The following is a 21,059-nucleotide window of genomic DNA, read 5'->3' on the forward strand; positions in this document are numbered from 1 at the left end:
CTCATCGAGCGGCGCGACCACGGCCAAGCGGTCCACACGGAGCGCCGCTCGTCGGTCCCTCTCACCGACCTCACCGGCCGCTCGCCACATCGCCCCCGGTGCGCAGGATTCCCGGGCGATTACGGCGCCCTGACCCGCTCCAGAGCCTCCGACCGGCGCCGCACATTCGCCGCCCACGACCGCCCCGACCTGTGCGAGACTCCCTGGCCACCGATGGGCCAGGACTCCCCTCCCCGGTGCGCCAGCTGCAGCGCTCCGCTCCCGGAGAACGCCCGCTTCTGCCCCTCGTGCGGCCAGCTCGTCACCGCGCCGGATCCGAGCCCTGCCCTCGCCGCGACGGCGTTCCCCGCGACGCAGCTCGGCGCCGTCGGGCTGCCACCAACCCCCCTGCCGCTGCCGCCGGTGCGGCTCTTGCCCGGGACGGAGATCAGCGTCTATCGCATCGAGTCGACGCTCGGCGAGGGCGGCATGGGCGTCGTCTACCGCGCTCACGACCGGGCGCGCGAGCGCGTCGTGGCCGTCAAATGCCTGCACTCGAACCTCTGCGGCAACCCGGAGATCCGGCGGCGGTTCGCGCGGGAAGCGCGGGTGCTCCGCTCCTGGAGCCACGACAACGTGGTCGCCGTCTACGATTTCGTCGAGCGCGATCACCTGCTCGCGATCGTCATGGAGTACGTCGACGGGTCGACGCTGGTGCGGCACCTCGAGCGGTGGCGCGGGCGCATCCCCTTCCAGGAGATCCGCGCGCTGTTCGGCGGCGTCCTCGACGCGATGGACGAGGGGCACCGCATGGGCATCATCCACCGCGATCTCAAGCCCGACAACATCCTCGTCACGACCGGGAAAGACGGCCTCTCCCCCAAGATCGTCGACTTCGGCATCGCCAAGATCCTGGAGGGGACGACGTACACGCTGAGCGGCGCGTTCCTCGGGACGTGCTGTTACATGTCGCCCGAGCAGGTGAAGAGCCCTCACGCCGCGGATCGGCGCTCGGACATCTACTCTCTCGGCGTGACGCTCTACAAGCTGACGACAGGGCAGGTGCCGTTCGACAGCCCCAACCATTTCGCCGTGATGATGGCCCACGTCGCCGACGCCCCGGCGCCCCCCTCGTCGCTGCGCCCCGACATCCCGCCGGCCCTCGACCGGCTCGTGCTCGACGCGCTCTCGAAGGATCCGGCGGGGAGGCCGGGGTCGTGCGCGGAGTTCCGGGCGCGGCTCGACGAGGCGCTCTCGGAGTTCTCGCCCGCCCCGTCGCGGCCCTCGTCCGACGGGCGCGAGCTCGCGCCGACGGTCCGCGAGAAGACCGGCGAGCAGATGATCCTCGTCCCCGGCGGGCCGTTCCTGAGCGGGCAGCAGCGCAGGAAGGTCCACGTCGACGCGTTCTACATGGATCGCACGCCGGTCACGAACCGCCAGTTCAAGGCGTTCCTCGACGTGACCGGGTACCGCCCCGACGACGACGACGCGAGCCGGCTCCTCGCGCATTTCAGGCGTGGCGAGATCCCCGCGGGCCTCGAGGACCACCCCGTTGTGTACGTGTCGTGGGACGACGCGCGGGCCTACGCCAACTGGGCCGGCAAGCGCCTGCCGACCGAGGCCGAGTGGGAGAAGGCCGCGCGCGGCACCGACGGCCGCAAATACCCGTGGGGGCGCGCCGAGCCCGGGCCCACGCGCGCGAACTACGACAACCGCGAGGGCGGGACGGTGCCCGTCGGCTCGCTGCCGGGGGGCGCCTCTCCTTATGGCATCCTCGACCTCGCCGGCAACGTCTGGGAGTGGTGCGAGGACTACGACGATCCGCACTTCTATGCGGACGGCCCCTCCCACAACCCGCGCAACACGCGGCCCTCGGATCGGCCGCTGCTCGTGATGCGCGGCGGCTCGTGGATGTACGGCGCGCAGTCGCTCCGCACCTGGGCGCGCACGTGCTTCGAGGCGCACTACCGCTTCGCCGGCGGCGGCTTCCGCTGCGTGCGAACGGCCTCGTCGAGCTGAGGGCGCGGGCGGCGGCTGCTCGGCGCGGGCTCGGCTGTTCGGCGCGGGCGGCGGCTGCTCGGCGCGGGCTCGGCTGTTCGGCGCGGGCTCGGCTGTTCGGCGCGGGCTCGGCTGTTCGGCGCAAGCGCGCGGCGCACGAGCGCCTGGTCAACCGGCGGCGGCGCGGATAGAACGCCGGGCGCAGATGCAGACGAACAGGGCCAGGGCGAGCGGCGGCGTCCGCGTGCGGCTGACCGGCGTCCGGCGCGTCTTCCCGGTGCTGGACGACGCGGGCCGCGCGCCGGGGGACGGCGCCCCCGGCGTGATCGCGATCGACGGCATCGATCTCGACATCGCGCCTGGCGCGTTCGTCGCGCTGCTCGGGCCCTCCGGGTGCGGCAAATCCACCCTGCTGCGGCTCGTCGCCGGGCTGGATCGCGCCGACGCCGGCGAGGCCGTCGTGGAGGCCGAGGAGGCGCCGGGCGGCGAACGCCGCGCGGGCGGCGCAGGCGGCGCGCGCGCGCCCCTCGCGTATGTCTTCCAGGACGCCCACCTCCTGCCCTGGCGGAGCGTCCTCGAGAACGCCGCCCTGCCGCTCGAGCTCGCCGGCGCGCCGCTCGACGAGCGCCGGGCGGCGGCGCGGGCGGCGCTCGTCCAGGTCGGCCTGGCCGACGCGGGCGCGCGGTACCCGGCCGAGCTCTCCGGCGGCATGCGCATGCGCGTATCGCTCGCCCGCGCGCTGGTCACGCGCCCTCGGCTGCTCCTGCTCGACGAGCCGTTCGCCGCGCTCGACGAGCTCACGAGGAGCCGGCTCGACGACGAGCTCCGCGCGCTCTGGGCCGAGCTCGGCATGACGGTGCTCTTCGTGACCCACTCGATCACCGAGGCCGCCTACCTCGCCGAGCGCGCCGTCGTCCTGTCCCCGCGGCCGGCGCGCGTCGTCGCCGACCGCACGCTTTCGCTGCCGGACAAGCGGACGGCCGCGCTGCGCACCGAGCCCGCGTTCGCCCGCGAGGTGCGCGCGCTGCAAGAGGCGCTGGAGAGCGGCGGGGCGTGAGGCCCCGCGGGTAGAACAAGCGCGCTGTCGGACTCCGGCGCTGCAGGACACTCTCGCTATCGAGCGTGGGCAGCGCGATCGGCACTCGCACCCAGGTCACCTCCAACAGCCTCCGTGCGCCGGAGCTCTCGGCCCCCACCGCGGCCGTCCCCACGGCTCGCGTGGCCCGCTCCCCCTCTCCCCCGCTTGCCGCTGACCGCTGCCGCGCGCAACGCCCATCGTGGGCAGAGCTCCCACTCGCCGCACGATCCCGCGCGCGAACGCGCTTCCATGCCGACAGCGCGCTCGTACAATCGCCTCATGCCCACGTGCCCCCGGCGGTTGCTTCCCCGCGCCCTTCCTTGGTTTTTGCTCGCTGCAGCGTCCTGCGGCGGTGATCCGGATGTCGCCACGCCACCCGGCGATGGCGGCGGAGGCAACGGCGGCACGAGCAGCAGCTCGGGCGATGGCGGCGGGTTCGTCGGGTCGATGGCCGCCTCGGGCGGCGCGGGCGGCGAAAGTGGCTGTGAGGGCGTGAGCTGCCGGGCGGACCAGCACTGCGAGGAGGAGGACGGACAAGGCACCTGCGTCAACAACACGTGCGACGACCTCACCTGCGACGCGACCGAGGTGTGCGAGACGCCCCCGGACGCAGGCGCGCGCTGCGTCGATATCGCCTGCCAGAGCGACCTCCAGTGCGCCTTCAACCAGTTCTGCAACGGCACCATCTGCGTCGTCGATGCCTGCACGGCCGGCGAGCGGACGTGCGACGGCAACAGCCTCCAGCTGTGCGTGTCGAACGGCAGCACGACGAGCGAGCTCTTCACGTGCGGCGGATCGGCCTACTTCGAGAGCGAGTGCACCGACGACGGCGCCGGGACCGCCAGCTGCCCCTGCGAGGACGACTGGGACTGCCCCACCTATGCCTCCTGCGAGGTCGGCTCCTGCTCCGGCACGGGCGCCGCGCCCACGTGCCTCTTGCCGCCGGAGCCGTTCGCGGGCGCCCTGCCGCAGAACGAGATCCAGTGGGGAGGGGAGAACCGCGCCAACTCCGACGCCGCCAACAGCCCGTTCAAGACCTCGGCGCAGACCGTCATGACGCCGCTCGTCGCCAACCTCGACGACGACAACGGCGACGGGCTCATCAACGAGCTCGACTTCCCCGAGATCATCTTCACGACGTTCTGCGGCTCGAATTTCGGAAAGCAGGGCGTCCTCCGGGCGATCCACGGCGGCGGGCCCCGCAAGGGAGAGAACTACTTCGCGGTGCTCGGCGCGCAGGTCTGGCACGAGGGCGACCCCATCGACGCGCCCTACGCCTGCGCCGACGCGACGCTGATGCCGACCGCCGGGCTGGCCGTCGGCGATCTCGACGGCGACGGCGTCCCCGAGATCGTCGCGATCACCGCCGTCGTGACGGGGTCTGGGGCCACGGAGGTGACGAAGACAGGGCTCCAGATCTTCAGCAACACGGGCGAGACCAGGGTCCTCGTGAACGAGATCTGGACGGGCTACAACGAGCCGTCGCCCGCGCTCGCCAACATCGACGGACAGGGGCTCCCGGAGATCGTGGTCGGGCCGAACGTGTTCACGTTGCGCGTCGACGAGGCGACCCGCGAGCTCTCCATCGTCGACCACTTCAAGGGCGACAAGGCTCAAGGGATACAGGGGTCTCCGACGAACCAGCAGAACCGGCTCGGGCCCATCGCGTGCGTCGCGAACCTCGACGACGACCCCCGGCTGGAGATCGTCGCGGGCAGCACCGCCTATATTCTGCCCCGCCCGCCGCCCGGCGTGACGAGCAAGGCCGGGTGCGCGCCGCCCTACACCGACAAGGACGCGACGGCGTTCTGCGAGGGGAAGCTCCTCGAGCTCTGGGACGGGCAGGCCGTCAACGGCACCGCCGGGATCCCGAACGCGCAGCGCGACGGCCTCTGCGCCGTGGCCGACGTCCTCGGCGAGGACCAGGACGCCGCGCCCGGGCCCGGCAACCCGCTCGATAAGGCCCCGGAGGTGATCCTGTTCAACAACGGGTACTTCTTCGTGCTCAACGGGCAGGACGGCACCATCAAGCGCCGCCAGGTGATGACGGCCGAGGGCACCACCTTCGACGGCGGCGCCCCGAACGTGGACGACTTCGACGGCGACGGCTTCCCCGAGGTCGGCACGGCGTTCGGCCTCCGCTACATGATGTTCGATCTCCAGGCGCCGACGGCCGAGTGCCCGGCGTGGCCCAACGCGTTCACCGATGCGGGCACGGGGCTGCAGGGCAACCCGGAGCGGACCCCGAACGGCAAGCCGTGCACCACGGACGAGGAATGCGGCGCCCCGGGCGCGGCGACGTGCAACCAGCAGCGGGGCACCTGCGTCTGCTACCACAACGGCTGGCAGCGCTTGACCGAGGACGACTCGAGCCGCACCACCGGGTCGAGCGTGTTCGACTTCAACGGCGACGGCGCCGCCGAGGTCATCTACAACGACGAGTGCTACTTCCGCATCTACGACGGCGTGACGGCCGACGTCCTGTTCAAGGTGCCCTCGCCGAGCCGCACCCGGTCCGAGTACCCGATCGTCGCCGACGTCGACAACGACGGCAACGCGGAGATCGTGTTCGGCACCTCGAACGAATCGACCCATTGCTCGCAAGGCACCGACTACAACAACGGCCTCGAGGTCTGGGGCGCGCAGAACGACCTCTGGGTCTCGGCGCGCCGCATCTGGAACCAGCACAGCTACCACGTGACGAACGTGCTCGAGAGCGGCGGCATCCCCCTGAAGGAGCCCGAGAGCTGGAAGGCGTACGGCGGCCGCGCCTACAACACCTACCGCTCGAACCCGCGGTCGTACGGCATCGCGCCGGATCTCGCGCTGAGCGGCATCCAGGTCTCGTCCCCGGACGCGACCTGCGGCGAGCTCACCGACGAGGTCGCCATCACCGTGCGCGTCGAGAACCTCGGCGATCTCCGCGTGGGCCCCGGCGTCGCCATCAACTTCTACGGCGAGTGGGACACGCCGGACGTTGATGAGCCGCTCTACGGTGACGACCTCGCCCCGCTGAAGTTCGTCCTCCAGAGCAGCATCGAGCCGCACAGCTCGTTGCTCCTCACGGTGCACTACAACGCCGCGGACAACGCGCAGCAGACGCTGCCCGCCCGCGTGCGCGCGGTCGTCGACGAGGACGCCGTCGAGCGCGAGTGCCACGAGGACAACAACGCGCTCACCGCGCCCCTCGACGCCGGCAGCGCGCGCCCGGACCTCCAGATCGAGATCGGCCGGGTGAACACCAACAAGTGCGCCGTGAAGCAGGTCGACGTCCCGACGACCGTCACCAACGCCGGCTCCGCGCCGACCAGCGACGTGCGGATCCGGTACTACGCGGGCGATCCCGGCCAGGGCGGGACGGCGCTCCACGAGGAGGTCATCCCGGGGCCGATCGCGCCCGGGGTGAGCGTGAACCTCACCGCCACCATCGAGAAGTTCCCGTCGAACCTGTCGATCCTGATCTACGCCGTCGTCGATCCGGACGGGGCGATCGACGAGTGCAACGACGGGAACAACAAGGACGCCGCCTCGGACAAGCTCCTGTGCCCGGAGATCAACTGACGCGCCGGCGTCCGGCCGGCGGGCCTCCCCGCCAGCCGGACGCGCGCCACGCCGGCGCCGCGCGCCGCGCTGGCGCGCGCTGACGCACGATCACCGGCTCCCGCCCGGGGCGCGGTGCTATGCCTGTGCGCCCCGCCGCGCCACTGACGGCGCCCCGCGAGGCGCGCCGCCCCGGGGCGCTGCACCCCGCGCCCCGCGCGCCGCGACCCAAGCCCCCACAGCGCCATGCTCGGAACCTCGAACCTCTCGAAATCATTCGGTGATCGGACCCTCTTCGAGGGCGTCTCGCTCAAGCTGAACCCCGGATCCCGCTACGGCCTGGTGGGCGCGAACGGCTCGGGGAAGACCACCTTCCTGAAGATCGTGGCCGGCGACGAGCCCGCGAGCGACGGGAGCGTCAGCATCCCGAAGGACGCCCGCGTGGGTGTGCTCCGGCAGGACCGGTTCCTCAGCGACGACCAGATCATCCTGGATCTCGCGATGATGGGCGATCGCGTCGTGTGGGAGGCGCTCGTCGAGTCGCGCCGCCTCGCGGAGGACGGCGGCGACGCCGGCCGGGTGGCGGACCTCGAGGATCGCATCCGCACCCACGACGGCTACACGCTGGAGGCGCGCGCGAGCGCCGTCCTCGAGGGGCTCGGCATCCCGGTGGAGGCGCACCGGAGGCCGCTCTCCACGCTCTCGGGCGGCTTCAAGCTGCGCGTGCTGCTCGCGCAGGTGCTCCTCGGCGGCTCGGACGTGCTGCTGCTCGACGAGCCCACGAACCACCTCGACATCCTCTCCATCCGCTGGCTCGAGAAGTTCCTGGCCGGCTACAAGGGCTGCGCGGTCGTCATCTCCCACGACCAGCGCTTCCTCGACAACGTCGCCACGCACATCCTCGACGTCGACTACGAGACCATCACGCTCTACACGGGCAACTACGCCGCCTTCGTCGTCGAGAAGCGGTCGATCCGCGAGCGCAAGCAGGCCGAGATCGCCCGCGCCGAGAAGATCATCGCGGACAAGCGCGCGTTCGTGGAGCGGTTCGGCGCGAAGGCGACCAAGGCGCGCCAGGCGCAGAGCCGGCTCAAGCAGATCGAGAAGATCGAGGTCGAGGAGCTCGCCGACACGTCGCGGCGTTCGCCGCTGTTCCGGTTCGCGATCCAGAGGCCGAGCGGGCGCGACGTGCTCGAGGCGAAGGGGATCTCGAGGTCGTACGGCGCGAAGCAGGTGCTGCGCGACGTCTCGCTGTCGGTGCGGCGCGGCGAGCGGGTCGCGGTGATCGGGCCGAACGGGCTAGGCAAATCGACGCTGCTCAAGATCCTCGTGGGCCGGCTCGCGGCCGACTCGGGCGGCGCGTCGTGGGGGCACGAGGCCCGCGTCGGCTACTTCGCCCAGGATCACCGCGAGCTGCTCATCGACGGGTCGATGACGCCGCTCTCCTTCCTGTGGGAGGCGTGCCCCGACGAGTCGCCGAGCTACGTCCGCGGCCAGCTCGGCAGGGCGCTGTTCTCGGGCGACGACGTCGAGAAGAGCGTCGGCTCGCTCTCCGGTGGCGAGGCGGCGCGGCTCATCTTCTGCCGCATCATCGTCGAGCGGCCCAACGTGCTCGTGCTCGACGAGCCGACCAACCACCTCGACCTCGAGGCGATCCAGGGGCTCGTCGAAGGGCTCAAGGCGTTCGAGGGGACGGTGCTCTTCGTCTCGCACGATCGCTACTTCGTCTCCGAGCTGGCGACGCGCATCCTCGAGGTGACGCCGAGCGGGCCGCGCGATTTCCCCGGCACCTACGAGGAGTACCTGGCCGGCTGCGGCGACGATCACCTCGACGCCGACACGGTGGTGCTGAAGGCGAAGCGCGAGCACCAGAAGGCGTCCGCGCCTGCGGAGGCGGGCGGCTCCTGGGAGGAGCAGAAGCGGCGTCGCAACCGGCAGAAGGAGCTGCCCGCGCGGCGCGACAAGGTGCTCGCGTCCATCGAGGCGGCCGAGGCGCGGAAGAAGGCGATCCACGACCTCTACTGCAGCGACGGCTTCTTCGAGCGCACCGGACAGGCCGAGATCGCGGCGCTCCAGGCCGAGGACGAGGCGCTCGGCCCGCGCATCGACGCGCTCATGGCGGAGTGGGAGCAGATCGAGCAGGAGATCGCGGAGCTCGGGGCGGTCCAGGCGCAGTGAGGTCTTGCCGGGCTGCCCGGCCCCGGGAGAGGGGGTCCGCCGCGCGGCGCGGGGGCCCCGCCGAACTCGCCTGAGACGACGCCCCTCCGGCTTCGCCGGAGGAGCGTCGTCTCAGGCTCAAACATCGGCCCATCCCCCGCGCCGCGCGGCGGACCCCCTCTCCCGGGGCCTACGTGTTCGCGGAGCCGGGAGGCGGCAACTCACCCTGATCGCAACGCGAGCGGCGGCTCAGTGGCCTCGCGTCTTGCGGCTGGCCATGTCGATGCCGACGGCCAGGATGAGGATGATGCCTTTGATGATCGGCTGCCAGAAGCTCTCCGTGTTCATCAGGCTCATGCCGTTGTCGAGCGAGGCCATGACGAGCGCGCCGAGCAGCGCGCCCCAGATGGTGCCCTGCCCGCCGAGGAGCGACGTGCCGCCGATCACGGCGGCCGCGATCGCGTCGAGCTCCATCATCCGGCCGGCGTCCGAGGTCGCGGAGCCGACGCGGGCGGTGAGCACCACGCCCGCGATGCCCGCCATCACGCCCATCAGCGTGAACACGGCGATGAGGTGACGATCGATGTTGATGCCGGAGTAGAAGGACGCCTCGCGGTTGCCGCCGATCGCGTAGAGGTGCCGCCCGAACGTCGTGTGCTTCGCGAGCACCGTGAACGCGGTCGCGAGCACGAGCACGACCAGCACGGGGAACGGGACACCCTCGTAGGAGTTCATCAGGGCGGCGAACGCGAGGGAGAACACGGCGAGCCCGATCCACGGGTAGCGCGCCGTGCCGGTGGCGCGCGCCGCCTTGTACAGCAGCCCGACGCAGAGGATGCCAGCGCCCGCCCAGCCGAGGGTGTGCGGCACGTACGCCTGGCCCACGAACAGGTAAGGACGCGCCGGCGAGATGGACACACCGCCTGTCAAGCCCAGGATGGAGCCCTGGAAGATGAGCATCCCGCCGAGCGTGACGATGAAGGGGGGAATCCGCAGCCGCGCCACGAGCGCCCCCTGCACGAAGCCAAGGACGGCCCCGAGCAGGAGCGGCAGGATGAAGGCGGCCGGCAGCGGCCAGCCGAGGCTCACATAGATCATCGCCGATGAGGCGCCGAGAAGACCGGCGAGCGCGCCCACCGAGAGATCGATCTGCCCCGCGACGATGACCATCACCATGCCGATGGCCAGGATCGACGTCACCGACATCTGCCGCGCGAGGAGCGTCAGGTTGCGCGGCGTTACGAAGGTCCCATCGGTCGTGATGGAGAAGGCAATCCAGATCGCGATGAGCGAGCCCACCATCGAGAGGGCGCGCCAGGGGATACGCACGCGAAGCTTGGCCTCGCTCATTCCGTCACCTTCCTCGTTGCAGCAGCCATCACGCGCTCCGCGGTCGCGTCCTTCCGGTCGAGGCAGGCCGTCGGTCTGCCCTGGTTGAGGACCAGCACGCGGTGGCTCATGCCAAGCAGCTCCGGCAGATCGGAGGACACGAGCACCACGGCGAGCCCATCCGAAGCGAGCTTGTGGATGAGCTGGTAGATCTCCGCCTTCGCCCCGACGTCGATTCCCCGGGTCGGCTCGTCGAGCAGCAGCACCCGGGGCCCCGTCATCAGCCATTTGCCGATCACGATCTTCTGCTGGTTGCCGCCCGAGAGCTGGTTCGCGAGCGCGAGCGGCCCAGACGCCTTGGTCCTGAGCGCCTTCATCTGCTCGACCGCCGTGACCTCTCGCTCGGCGTGATCGAGGAAGAGCCCCTTCACGAACCGCCGCAGGGTCGCGAGCGTGATGTTGTCGAGGAGGGTCGCCTCGAGCACGAGGCCGTAGCGCTTGCGATCCTCGCTGACGAGCGCGATGCCCGCGTCGATCGCCTGCTCGGGCGCCCTGTACGGCGGCGTCGCGGGCCCGCCTCGGACCGAGATCGCGCCGGTGACGCGGCTCGTTGCAGCGCCGAAGATCGTCGAGAGGAGCGCGGTGCGGCCGGCGCCCATGAGGCCGCCGATGCCCAGCACCTCGCCGGCGCGCACCTCGAAGCTCACGTCGCGCAGCACGAACCGCCCGGGGTGCCCGGCGTCCTCGACCGACCAGCCCTGGACCGACATCGCGACGGGGCCCTCCGGCGGCGGGGGGCATGGGTAGAGGTTCGTCACCTCGCGGCCGACCATGTACGAGATGACGTTGTCGGGCGAGAGCGCGGTCCGCGGCTGGGTCGTGATCGACTTCCCGTCACGGAGGACCGTGATGCGGTCGGCGATCTCGAAGACCTCCTCGAGCCGGTGGCTGATGTAGATGCAGGAGACGCCGCGGGCGCGCAGATCGCGCAGCAGGCCGAGCAACGTCTTCACGCCGGACTCGGTGAGCGCCGCCGTGGGCTCGTCGAGGACGAGGATCTTCGCGTCCTTGAGCAGCGCCTTCGCGATCTCGACCATCTGCTGCTGGCCGATGCCCAGCTCCTTGATCGGGCGCTCGGGATCGATGTCGAGCCCGACGCGCGCGAGCGCCTCCCGCGCCAGGGCCCGCACCGCGTCCCAGTCGATGAGCCCACCGCGGACGGGCTCCCGCCCGAGCACGAGGTTCTCGGCGACGCTGAGATCGGGCACGAGCGCGAGCTCCTGCGCGATCAGCGCGATGCGGTGCTCCTCGGCGCTGCGCATGCTGCTGAACTGCACGACGCCGCCGTTCAAGCGGATCTCGCCGCCGTAGGTGCCTGCGGGGTAGTAGCCGCACAGGATCTTGATGAGGGTGCTCTTACCCGCGCCGTTCTCGCCGCAGAGGGCGTGAATCTCGCCTTCCTGGAGGTCGAACGAGACGCCATCGAGGGCTTTCACACCGGGGAACTGCTTCGTGATCGATGCGAGCTCGAGAAGAGGCATTGTCCTGGGCGCAAGGGGGCGTCAGCGCGCGGCCACGTTCGCCTGGGAGGGGCCTGCGATGCAAGCACTTTGTTGGAAGCGCGCAGAGGATCCAGGCGCGCAGGTCGTCACGCGTCACGCGTCACGCGTCTCGCATGTTTCCTGGGAGGTGCGGGGGGCGAAGAATGTATGAGAGCCCCCGGCGAGGGATCCCGGAGCGGCCCGGGCGACGGCGCTCAGTTGTAGAAGCCGAGGTCGTCGATGTAGAGGTCGAACTCGGGTGCCTTGCCGATCTGGAACTGGAGCGAGTAGAGCTTCGCCGCGTCGATCTGCTCGGTGCCCGCCGGATCACCCCAGCCGCCCTGCTTCAGCTCCGCGAAGGGAATGGTGAACTGCTGCCACTCCTCGGTGGCGGCGAACGTCTTCTGCCACGCGTCGCACTTGTCCGAACAGGCACCGCCGGCAGCATCCGTCCCCGGGTCGGAGATCATGACCGTCGCGCTCGTGCCGGAGCCCGGGCCGAGCTTCGCCCAGAAGGTGATTCCGGTGTACGCCGAGGCGTCATAGGAGGCCTTGACCCCCTCGGGGCTGTTCAGATCGAAGCCGAAGCCAGCGCCCCAATCCGTGAAGCCCGTCCCCCACGAGCGCGCCGCGTACGTGCTCTGCCCTCGCGCCGGCTCGAGCGCCGTCATCGTGAAAGGCTCTTCCCCGGTCCCCTCCGGATCGGGCGGCGGGGTCTGCGTGGCCCCCTCCGACGCGTCATTGAAGGTGTACCAGTAACCGACACGCCCGCCGTCGGCCAGGATGGCGTTGTCGTTGTCCTCCATGTCATCGATCATCTCGATCGTCTGGGGGCCGGCGCCCGCGCCCGTCGACGCCGAGGTGCTCGCGGCCGTCGAGGCCGTGGAGGTGTCGGTGCTCCCCGTGCTCGTCGTCGTGGTCGTCGGGTCCACGGTGCCCGCGGAGGTCGTGCTGCCGGCGCTGCCGGCGCCGCCAGCGCCCCCGCTCCCGCCGCCACCGTCGTCGTCGCCGCACGCGGCGAACGCCGCGACAGCAAGTCCACAGACCACCAAGTTTAAAGCACGCAGGAAAATTCTAGTTGTCATACGTTCACATCTCCGTATCTACGTTATTCTAATCAGCGCTCGCTCTGGGCCGGACGTCAATTGAATCGAGGAGCGTCCTGGCGCGGCGAGTATCGCCTGGAAGCTCAGGCCCTGCAACCTTCTTCTTTCCTCGCTGCAATCCATCTTTGTCATCGCTCGCCCTCGTTCGCCGTCGTTCGCCATGGAGGCGCGGCTCGCGCGAATGTCCTTGTTGGGGCCGCTCGCAACGGCGGTGGCATGTTCGGAGCGTCGTTGAGACGTGAGCGCCTGGATCAGCGCGAGTGGCCACCTGCTTGCAAGGCGCCTTCGCGGGCTCTCCGAGGCTCGAAGGAGGAAAGATGGCACGGGCGAAGGCTGGCCGGCGAGCGCGCGCCGCGGCGCAGAGGAGCGCGCAGAGCGCGGACCGGGAGCAGAGCGGCGGTGAAGGCGCGCCCCCGACGGAGCAGGAGAGAGCCCCGCGGGGAGAGCGGCAGAGCGCGGCGGCGCAGCGCGCGAGCTGCGCGCGGCTGCCGGGGAGGAGGGGAATCGCGGGGCTGCTCCTGAGCCGGCTGGAGACGGCGGCATACCGCATCTACGAGCGGGTCGCCGGGCTGTCCGAGGAGCGGCCGGCGCTCGGGGTCGAGATCGCGGCGTCGGCGCTGCGGGCGCTCGGGGCCCGCGCCCCGCGGGTCGTGAGCAGCGTCACGGTGAGCCGCGCGCGGGCGGCGGTCCTGCACGCGCTGCAGGACGCGGCGGGCGTGCGGCGCCTCCTGCCGAGCATCGGGCGCGTGGAGGCCGGCGCGAAGAGGCAAGCGTCGACGATCCGGGCGGCCGGCGCGGGTGGCCTGGAGCGCACGCCGGCAGGGGTCGTTTCGCTCGCGACCGCGCCGGGCGACGGGGGCACGGAGATCAAGGTGGTGCTGCCGGGCGCGCGGCCGCGGGGGCGGCTCGCGCGCGCGGCGGGCGAGCTGCTGGCGGAGCTGCCCAGGCGGCAGCTGCGGGGCGAGCTGCGGCGCCTGAGGCAATGGATCGAGATCGGCGAGATCCCGACGACGGCGGGGCAGCCGTCCGGCCGGGCAGACCGTGAGAGGGAGTGACCATGCGCGCGATCTGCTGGAATGGGGTGGATGACATCGTCGTGGAGTCGGTGCCCGAGCCGAAGCTCATCAGCCCGCACGACGCCATCGTCCGCGTCTCGCTGTCGTCGGTCTGCGGCTCGGATCTGCACCTGCTCCACGGGTACGTCCCGACGATGAAGCAGGGCGACATCCTCGGGCACGAGTTCCTCGGCGAGGTCGTGGAGACGGGCGCCGAGGTGAAGCGGGTGCAGCGTGGCGATCGCGTCGTCGTGTCGTCCATCATCGGGTGTGGGCGGTGCGCGTATTGCCAGCGCGAGCTGTGGTCGCTCTGCGAGAACTCGAATCCTCATCACGTGGTGACGGACAGGCTGTTCGGGGACACGACGGCCGCGATCTTCGGCTACTCGCATGCTTTCGGGGGCTTCGCGGGGAGCCACGCCGAGTACGTGCGCGTGCCGTTCGCGGATCACGGCGCGTTCAAGGTCCCCGACGGGGTGCGGGACGAGAGCGCGCTGTTCGCCTCCGACGCGCTCTCGACGGGCTACATGGCGGCCGAGCTCTGCGACATCCGCCCGGGCCAGGTCGTCGCCGTCTGGGGGTGCGGGGGCGTCGGTCAGATGGCGATCAAGAGCGCCTATCTCCTCGGCGCCGAGCGCGTCATCGCGATCGACCGGATCGCGGACCGCCTGGCGATGGCGAAGGCGCACGGGGGCGCCGACGCCGTGAACTACGCCGAGGTCGACGTCCAGGAGGCGCTCCGCGAGATGACGGGCGGGCGCGGCCCCGACGCCTGCATCGACGCGGTGGGCATGGAAGCCGACGGGACGGGCCTGCAGCACGCGGTCGATCGGGTGAAGCAGGCGTTCCGGATGCAGAGCGACCGTCCGCTCGTGCTGCGCGAGGCGATGCTGGCCTGCCGCAAGGGCGGCACGGTGTCCATCGTGGGCGTCTATTCCGGGTTCGCCGACAAGATCCCGCTCGGCGCGCTCATGAACAAGGCGCTCATCGTCAGGACCGGCCAGCAGCACGGACAGCGGTACATCCCGCGGCTGCTCGATCACATCCAGCGCGGCGACATCGATCCATCGTACCTCCTGACGCACCGGATGTGCCTCGACGACGGGCCGCGCGGATACCGCCTCTTCGAGGCGCGCGCGGAGGCGTGCGTGCGCGCGGTGTTCGCCCCCTGACCCTGGCGAGGCCGCCGCCCCCGACCGCGAGCGCTAGCGCTCCTGCCCCTTCGCCAGCGTCGCCTGGATGGCCTGCGCCCGCTTCATGTGGCTCGCCGTCTCGTCGCGAATGCGCTGGAGCTCCCGCTTCATCTCCTGGTTCTTCACCCTCGGGATGGCCTGCTCGTCCAGCATCCGCAGGGCATGGGCGTGCATCCTCACCTGGATGGCCATGTACGTCTGGTCGAATTTCTCGGCCGGCTGCTGCTGGAGGTACGCCGCGATGATGGCCGAGTGCCCGGCGATCATCGCGCTCGCCCGCGTCGGCTCCGCCTTGATCCGGAGACGCTGGAGGAGCGCGCTCAGGCGGATGTTCCCCTGGGTGTGGGCCTCGAGCATCTCCCTGGCGAAATCCTTCACCTCGCGCGACCGCGCCTGTTTGCGGGCGATCATCGCAAAGGAGATCTCAACCTGGTTGGCCACGGAGATCACCTTGGCGAGGGCGCCGTCCGACACCTGTGTCTCCTCGGACCGCGGGCTCGCCTCCTCCAGCCGCTGCTGCTGCTCGGAGATCTGCGCGCCCTGATGGACGTAGCCTCCACGCCCACCCGCGTGCGCGGAGCTGCCGATGACGCTCGCGGCGAGCGCGGCGATCACCGCGACGCGATGCTTGAAATGATGGCGCATCATGGTGGATTCCCTTCCTGGATTTCCGCGGCGCGCTTCACCGGCCGATCCGTGGATGCCCGCGGCTCACGACGTCTCGAACGTCAAGCAAGCGGCGGACCCGCTCTCGACGTAATCCGAGGGACTGCCCTGCTCATGGCGCTGCGCGCGGGTGCGCTCGCGGGGCGATCGACGCACACCCGGGGAGTCGTCCCCGCCGTATCTCGGGATTCCACGTCAAACCCATCAAGCCGGCCATCCCCCGTTGAATCGAGCGCGCAACCCGACAAAGGCGCTCGCCTCCTCGAAAGGCGCCCTCTCCGGCGGAGGCCCGGCTCCCTCGGCAATCGCGCTCCTCCGGGAAATCCCCTGCCCCCCGAGGTGGGAGGGGCTTGCGGGGCGCGGGTCCCGGTGGTCAAGTGAAGCGTGGAGCGGCCCCCGGGCCGCCTCGCGCGCTGGCGAAGAGCTCGCCCGGGGGGCCTCCGCGAATTCGCACATGCCTGACCGCGGCTTCATCCTCACGCCCACGACCCGGGTCGTCGCCGGGTGCCCGGAGATCCATCTCCACGCGGTGATGGAGGACGGCGCGCCGGCGCTCGTCATCGAGGACAGGTTCAGGCCCTACTTCTTCGTGCGCGCCCGCGACGAGGACGTCGCGCGGCGGCTCGCGGACCGCCGCGTCTCTCCGCAGGCGCTCGAGACGCTCGACGGAGAGCCGGTCCTGCGCGTCGAGGCCGCGCTCCCGCGGGACGTCGCGGCGCTGCGCGAGAGGCTGGCCGAGGCCGGCGCCGACGCCCTCGAGGCGGACGTGCGCTTTCCCTACCGCTTTCTCATCGATCGCGGCATCCGCGGGGCGTTCGCGGTCTCCGGGCCTTTCGAGCTCCACCCGGGTGTCGGGCGCGTGTACCGCAATCCCACGCTCGTCCCCGCGAGCTTCGTCCCCCGCCTCCGCGTGCTCTCGCTCGACATCGAGACGAGCCTCGACGGCGAGCACCTCTATGCGATCGCCGTGGCGGGCGCGGGCGGCGAGCGCTGCCTCCTCGTCCGCGACGCGCCGGTGCCCGGCGGGCTCCCCGCCTTCGTGGAGCGCTTCCCTGACGAGCGGACGCTCCTCGAGCGCTTCCTCGAGCTCGTCGCGCAGGCGGACCCCGACGTCCTCACCGGCTGGAACATCCCGGATTTCGATCTGCCCGCGCTCCAGCGTTATTGCCGGCGCGCCGGGCTCCTCTGCGCGCTCGGGAGGGGCGATGACGAGATCGCGATCCTGCGCGATCCTGGCTTCTCGCGCGAGGCGCGCGCCGTCCTGCCGGGGCGGGTGGTGCTCGACGGCCTCGCGCTCCTCCGCGGCGCCTTCCTGCGGCTCGACGATTACCGCCTCGAGACCGCCGCTCGGACGATCCTCGGGCGCGGCAAGCTGTTCGGGCCAGACGACCGGGGCGAGCAGATCGAGGCGTCGTACCGCGACGACCCGGCGCGGCTCGCGGAGTACAACCTCGAGGACGCGCGCCTCGTCCGGGATCTGCTGGAGAAGACAGGGCTCATCGAGCTCTCGGCGCGGAGGAGCCTGCTCACCGGCATGCAGCTCGACCGCGTGGGGGCGCAGATCGCCGCGATCGACTCGCTCTACCTGCCCGCGCTCCGCGCCCGCGGCAAGGTCGCGCCCTCGGTGTCGAGGGAGGGGCCGGAGGGAGGGGCGGAGATCGCCGGCGGCCTGGTGCTCGATTCGCTGCCGGGGCTCTACCGCAACATCGTTGTGTACGATTACAAGAGCCTCTATCCGAGCCTCATTCGCACGTTCAACATCGACCCGCTGACGTTCGTCGCCGGGGGCGCGGGGCCGCCCGAGGCGCTCATCGTGACGCCGGGCGGCGCGGCCTTCCGGCGCGGCGAGCCGGGCATCTTGCCCGAGCTCGTCGCGCGCCTCTGGGACGAGCGGGCCGAGGCGCGGCGGGCGGGCGACGAGCGGGGCGCGATGGCCATCAAGATCCTCATGAACTCGCTCTTCGGCGTGCTCGGCTCTCCCGCGTCGCGCCTGTTCTCCCCCGAGGTCGCGAACGCCATCACGCGCGCCGGGCAGCACGTCATCAGGCTCACAGCCGAGGTGGTGCGGAGGGCCGGGCACCGGGTGCTTTACGGAGACACCGACTCTCTCTTCGTCGACATCGGCGAGCCGGACGCGGCGCGCGCCGTCGCCCGGGCCGAGGAGCTCCGCGACGCCATCTCCGGGTCGGTCGCCGCCGAGATCGCGAGGACGTTCGGCTGCGAGAGCCGGCTGGAGCTCGAGTTCGAGAAGGTCTATGCGCGCTTCCTCCTGCCCGAGCTGCGCGGCGCCGCGCAGGGCAGCAAGAAGCGCTATGCCGGCCTCGTCGCCGGGGAGGGCGGCGACAAGCTCGAGATCGTCGGGCTCGAGGCGGTCCGGCGGGACGCGAGCGCGGTAGCGCGGCGCTTCCAGCGGGAGCTGCTCGAGCTGGTCTTCCACGATCGCCCGGTGGAGGGCTTCGTGCGGAGCTTCGTGACGGACCTCCGCGCGGGGCGGTTCGACGCGGAGCTCGTCTACAAGAAGGCGCTGAGGAAGCCGCTCGGCGCTTACACGAAGACGACGCCGCCGCACGTGAAGGCGGCCCGCAAGCTGGGCGGGGACGCGGGGCGGATCGTGGCCTATGTGATCACGCGCGCTGGCCCCGAGCCGGCGGGCCAGACGACGGCGCCGCCGAACTACGATCATTACGTGTCGCAGCAGCTCAAGCCGATCGCGGACTCGGTGCTGCGGTGGCTGGGCGGGGCCGATTTCGATGAGATGACGGGCGCGCGGCGGCAGCTCTCGCTGTTCTGACCCTGCGCTGGTCGCGCGAGGCGAACCCGGGGGCGGGCGGGCGCGTGGCAGAGTCCCCGGAGGAGCGCGGGGAGATCAAGAGCTCGCGGCCGCGCCCGGGGAGCTCACTTGGCCGACAGCGCGTCGGAGACCATCGCGCGCGCCTCGTCGAGCACGCGATCGAGGTGCGCCTGGTCCTTGAAGCTCTCCGCGTAGATCTTGTAGACGTCCTCGGTGCCCGAGGGCCGCGCGGCGAACCAGCCGTTCTCCGCGACGACCTTGAGCCCGCCGATCTCGCCGCCGTTGCCGGGCGCGCGCGTGAGCTTCGCGGTGATCGGCTCGCCCGCGAGGGTCTCGGCGCGCACCGCGTCGGGCGAGAGCTTCTTGAGCACGCTCTTCTGGCTCGGCGTGGCCGGCGCGTCGATGCGCGTGTAGATCGGCGCGCCGAACCGCGCCGTGAGGTCGCGGTAGTGCTCGGCCGGGTCGCGCCCGGTGCGGGCGAGGATCTCGGCGGCGAGCAGGTCGAGGAGGATACCGTCCTTGTCCGTCGACCACACCTGCCCGTTCTTTCGCAGGAACGAGGCGCCCGCGCTCTCCTCGCCGCCGAAGCCGAGCGAGCCGTCGAGCAGCCCGTCGACGAACCACTTGAAGCCGACCGGCACCTCACGGAGCGGGCGGCCGAGGTCCTTCGCCACCCGATCGATCATGCTGCTCGAGACGAGCGTCTTGCCCACGGCCGCGTCGGACCGCCAGAGCGGGCGGTTCCGGAAGAGGTAGGACACCGCCACGGCGAGGTAATGGTTCGGGTTCATCAGCCCGGCGCTGCGGGTGACGATGCCGTGGCGATCCGAGTCGGCGTCGTTGCCGAACGCGAGATCGTAGTCGTCCTTGAGCGCGATGAGGTTCGCCATCGCGTGCGGCGACGAGCAGTCCATGCGGATCTTGCCGTCGTGATCGAGGGGCATGAAGCTGAAGGTGGGGTCGACGGCCTGGTTCACCACCGTGATATCCAGCCCGAATTTCTCGGCGATCGGCGCCCAGTACGCGATGTTCGAGCCGCCGAGCGGGTCGACGCCGATGCGCAGCTTCGCGCCGCGGACGGCCTCGAGATCGACGACGTTGCCGAGATCGGCGACGTAGGGGCCGATGAAATCGTACGGGTGGGTCGTCGGCGCGCGCAGCGCGGCCTCGTAGGGCGTGCGCTTCACGCCCGCGTTGTCGGCGCGGAGCAGATCGTTGGCGCGCGCCTCGATCCAGCCGGTGACGGCGGTGTCGGCCGGCCCGCCGTTCGGCGGGTTGTACTTGATGCCGCCATCGTCGGGCGGGTTGTGCGACGGCGTGATCACCACGCCGTCCGCGAGCCCCGAGGTGCGCCCGCGGTTGGCCGTGAGGATCGCGTGCGAGATGGCCGGCGTCGGCGTGACGCCGTTCCGCTCGGCGATGAGGACGTCGACCCCGTTGGCCGCGAAGACCTCGATCACGCTGCGCTGCGCCGGCTCCGAGAGCGCATGCGTGTCCATGCCGAGGTAGAGCGAGCCCGTCGTGCCCTCCTTCGCGCGGTAGTCGCAGATGGCCTGCGCGACCGCGAGGACGTGCGCCTCGTTGAAGCTGCGCCGCGCGGCCGAGCCGCGGTGGCCGGATGTGCCGAAGGCGACGCGCTGCTGCGGATCGCCCATGTCGGGGCGCTCGCTGTAGTACTGCGCGCGCAGCGTGTCGGGATCGATCAGCACATCGGGAGGGGCCTTGCGGCCTGCGAGGGGGTGGAGCGGCATGAGCCTCCGCATAGCCGAGCGCGCGGGACGAGCCAACCCTTCCACGGGGCGCCCCGGGCGCCGCGCAGGGGCGCGGCTGGATTGCCGCGCGTGTGATGCTCGGCGATCCTCTCGCCCGTGACCGCGCCGCTCCGCCTGCTGCTCCTCCCCGGCCTCGACGGCACCGGCGCGCTCTTCGAGCCGTTCCTCTCGACGCTGTCCGCCGACATCGCGCCGGAGGTCGTCTCCTACCCCGCGGACAGGGCGCTCGATTACGGCGCGCTCGAGGAGCTGGTCGCGGCGCGCCTGCCCGCGGACGGGCCGTATGCGCTGCTCGGCGAGTCGTTCTCGGGGCCGCTCGCGCTCCGCCTGGCCTGCCGGAGCGCCGGCCAGCTCGTCGGCGTGGTGCTCGTGGCCACCTTCGTCACGAACCCGGTGTGGCCCGTCCCGTCGCTGGCGCGGCACCTCGTCGGCCCGTGGCTCTTCCGGCGCCGCGCGCCGGAGCTCGTCTCGCGCCGCTACCTCGTCGGCGCGCGCGCCTCCGCCGCGTGGCTGGAGCGCGTGGCCGCGAACGTCGAGGCCGTCGATCCCGCGGTGATGGCGACGCGCGTGCGCGAGGTGCTCTCGGTGGACGCGCGCGCGGCGCTCCAGGGCTGCGCCGCGCCGCTGCTCTACCTGGGCGCCGAGGGCGACGCGCTGGTGCCGCCGCGCGTGCTGCGCGAGCTCCGCCGCATGCGGCCCGACCTGGAGTGCGTCACGGTCGACGCTCCGCACCTCGTGCTGCAGCTCGCGCCGGAGGCGTCGGCGCGCGCGATCGAGGGCTTCCTGAGGCGCGCGGCCGGCAAGGTGGAGGCCTGAGCGCCGCTCGCCTCGCCGCCCCCCCGCGGGAGGCCGTG

13 protein-coding genes are annotated in these 21,059 nt (G+C 71.5%); 8 read left to right on the forward strand and 5 right to left on the reverse strand.

Features of this window, described 5'->3' with window-relative positions; translation table 11 throughout:
- Window positions 1-213: 213 nt before the first annotated feature.
- The 4 genes from WMF46_RS29530 to WMF46_RS29545 all read left to right on the forward strand — a co-directional run bounded on the left by WMF46_RS29530 (window position 214) and on the right by WMF46_RS29545 (window position 8,773).
- Window positions 214-1,998 (forward strand): SUMF1/EgtB/PvdO family nonheme iron enzyme, encoded by a 1,785-nt coding sequence (locus WMF46_RS29530; RefSeq protein ID WP_437980268.1) that lies wholly within the window; start codon window positions 214-216, stop codon window positions 1,996-1,998.
- A 184-nt stretch (window positions 1,999-2,182) separates the two neighbouring features.
- Window positions 2,183-3,034, forward strand: coding sequence for an ABC transporter ATP-binding protein (locus tag WMF46_RS29535; protein WP_437980269.1), 852 nt, complete (start codon window positions 2,183-2,185; stop codon window positions 3,032-3,034).
- A gap of 300 nt (window positions 3,035-3,334) precedes the next feature.
- Complete coding sequence (locus WMF46_RS29540) at window positions 3,335-6,616, forward strand: CARDB domain-containing protein (RefSeq protein ID WP_437980270.1); 3,282 nt, start codon at window positions 3,335-3,337, stop codon at window positions 6,614-6,616.
- Window positions 6,617-6,841: 225 nt separating this feature from the next.
- Window positions 6,842-8,773 (forward strand): ABC-F family ATP-binding cassette domain-containing protein, encoded by a 1,932-nt coding sequence (locus WMF46_RS29545; protein WP_437980271.1) that lies wholly within the window; start codon window positions 6,842-6,844, stop codon window positions 8,771-8,773.
- Between the two features lie 228 nt (window positions 8,774-9,001).
- On the opposite strand, the gene WMF46_RS29550 is transcribed toward WMF46_RS29545, so the two are convergent.
- The 3 genes from WMF46_RS29550 to WMF46_RS29560 form a co-directional block, all read right to left on the reverse strand.
- Complete coding sequence (locus WMF46_RS29550; protein WP_437980272.1) at window positions 9,002-10,102, reverse strand: sugar ABC transporter permease; 1,101 nt, start codon at window positions 10,100-10,102, stop codon at window positions 9,002-9,004.
- The gene (locus tag WMF46_RS29555) at window positions 10,099-11,622 is read right to left on the reverse strand and encodes a sugar ABC transporter ATP-binding protein (RefSeq protein ID WP_437542403.1); all 1,524 of its coding nucleotides are present in this window, start codon (window positions 11,620-11,622) and stop codon (window positions 10,099-10,101) included. Before WMF46_RS29555 ends, WMF46_RS29550 begins: the two co-directional genes overlap by 4 nt.
- 215 nt (window positions 11,623-11,837) lie before the next feature.
- Entirely contained in the window at window positions 11,838-12,671 is an 834-nt protein-coding gene (locus WMF46_RS29560) for a CIA30 family protein (protein WP_437980273.1), read from the reverse strand.
- A 374-nt stretch (window positions 12,672-13,045) separates the two neighbouring features.
- Between WMF46_RS29560 and WMF46_RS29565 the strand changes: the two genes are divergently transcribed.
- Both WMF46_RS29565 and WMF46_RS29570 read left to right on the forward strand, forming a co-directional pair.
- The gene (locus WMF46_RS29565) at window positions 13,046-13,783 is read left to right on the forward strand and encodes a hypothetical protein (protein ID WP_437980274.1); all 738 of its coding nucleotides are present in this window, start codon (window positions 13,046-13,048) and stop codon (window positions 13,781-13,783) included.
- Between the two features lie 2 nt (window positions 13,784-13,785).
- Window positions 13,786-14,955 (forward strand): zinc-dependent alcohol dehydrogenase, encoded by a 1,170-nt coding sequence (locus tag WMF46_RS29570; protein ID WP_437980275.1) that lies wholly within the window; start codon window positions 13,786-13,788, stop codon window positions 14,953-14,955.
- Between the two features lie 33 nt (window positions 14,956-14,988).
- On the opposite strand, the gene WMF46_RS29575 is transcribed toward WMF46_RS29570, so the two are convergent.
- Window positions 14,989-15,624 carry a DUF4142 domain-containing protein gene (locus WMF46_RS29575; protein WP_437980276.1) on the reverse strand — a complete coding sequence of 212 codons (636 nt, stop codon included), beginning with the start codon at window positions 15,622-15,624 and terminating at the stop codon, window positions 14,989-14,991.
- A 472-nt stretch (window positions 15,625-16,096) separates the two neighbouring features.
- Here WMF46_RS29575 and WMF46_RS29580 point away from each other — a divergent pair, with 472 nt between their 5' ends.
- On the forward strand, window positions 16,097-18,433 hold the full coding sequence (locus tag WMF46_RS29580) for a DNA polymerase II (RefSeq protein WP_437980277.1): 2,337 nt from the start codon (window positions 16,097-16,099) through the stop codon (window positions 18,431-18,433).
- A gap of 104 nt (window positions 18,434-18,537) precedes the next feature.
- Here WMF46_RS29580 and pgm read toward each other — a convergent pair whose 3' ends face one another.
- The gene (pgm, locus tag WMF46_RS29585) at window positions 18,538-20,184 is read right to left on the reverse strand and encodes a phosphoglucomutase (alpha-D-glucose-1,6-bisphosphate-dependent) (RefSeq protein WP_437980278.1); all 1,647 of its coding nucleotides are present in this window, start codon (window positions 20,182-20,184) and stop codon (window positions 18,538-18,540) included.
- Between the two features lie 117 nt (window positions 20,185-20,301).
- On the opposite strand from pgm, the gene WMF46_RS29590 reads away from it, so the two are divergent.
- Complete coding sequence (locus tag WMF46_RS29590) at window positions 20,302-21,021, forward strand: alpha/beta fold hydrolase (protein WP_437980279.1); 720 nt, start codon at window positions 20,302-20,304, stop codon at window positions 21,019-21,021.
- Window positions 21,022-21,059: the final 38 nt, after the last annotated feature.

It is taken from the genome of Sorangium sp. So ce117, from assembly GCF_051524395.1.
GTDB classification, from domain to species: Bacteria; Myxococcota_A; Polyangia; order Polyangiales; family Polyangiaceae; genus Sorangium; species Sorangium cellulosum_B.

What these genes read in the sequence shown, in the direction of transcription:
- WMF46_RS29530 (WP_437980268.1), top strand. Translation starts at nt 214, where the DNA reads ATGGGCCAGGACTCCCCTCCCCGGTGCGCCAGCTGCAGCGCTCCGCTC.
- WMF46_RS29535 (WP_437980269.1), top strand. Translation starts at nt 2,183, where the DNA reads ATGCAGACGAACAGGGCCAGGGCGAGCGGCGGCGTCCGCGTGCGGCTG.
- WMF46_RS29540 (WP_437980270.1), top strand. Translation starts at nt 3,335, where the DNA reads ATGCCCACGTGCCCCCGGCGGTTGCTTCCCCGCGCCCTTCCTTGGTTT.
- WMF46_RS29545 (WP_437980271.1), top strand. Translation starts at nt 6,842, where the DNA reads ATGCTCGGAACCTCGAACCTCTCGAAATCATTCGGTGATCGGACCCTC.
- WMF46_RS29550 (WP_437980272.1), bottom strand. Translation starts at nt 10,102, where the DNA reads ATGAGCGAGGCCAAGCTTCGCGTGCGTATCCCCTGGCGCGCCCTCTCG.
- WMF46_RS29555 (WP_437542403.1), bottom strand. Translation starts at nt 11,622, where the DNA reads ATGCCTCTTCTCGAGCTCGCATCGATCACGAAGCAGTTCCCCGGTGTG.
- WMF46_RS29565 (WP_437980274.1), top strand. Translation starts at nt 13,046, where the DNA reads ATGGCACGGGCGAAGGCTGGCCGGCGAGCGCGCGCCGCGGCGCAGAGG.
- WMF46_RS29570 (WP_437980275.1), top strand. Translation starts at nt 13,786, where the DNA reads ATGCGCGCGATCTGCTGGAATGGGGTGGATGACATCGTCGTGGAGTCG.
- WMF46_RS29575 (WP_437980276.1), bottom strand. Translation starts at nt 15,624, where the DNA reads ATGATGCGCCATCATTTCAAGCATCGCGTCGCGGTGATCGCCGCGCTC.
- WMF46_RS29580 (WP_437980277.1), top strand. Translation starts at nt 16,097, where the DNA reads ATGCCTGACCGCGGCTTCATCCTCACGCCCACGACCCGGGTCGTCGCC.
- pgm (WP_437980278.1), bottom strand. Translation starts at nt 20,184, where the DNA reads ATGCCGCTCCACCCCCTCGCAGGCCGCAAGGCCCCTCCCGATGTGCTG.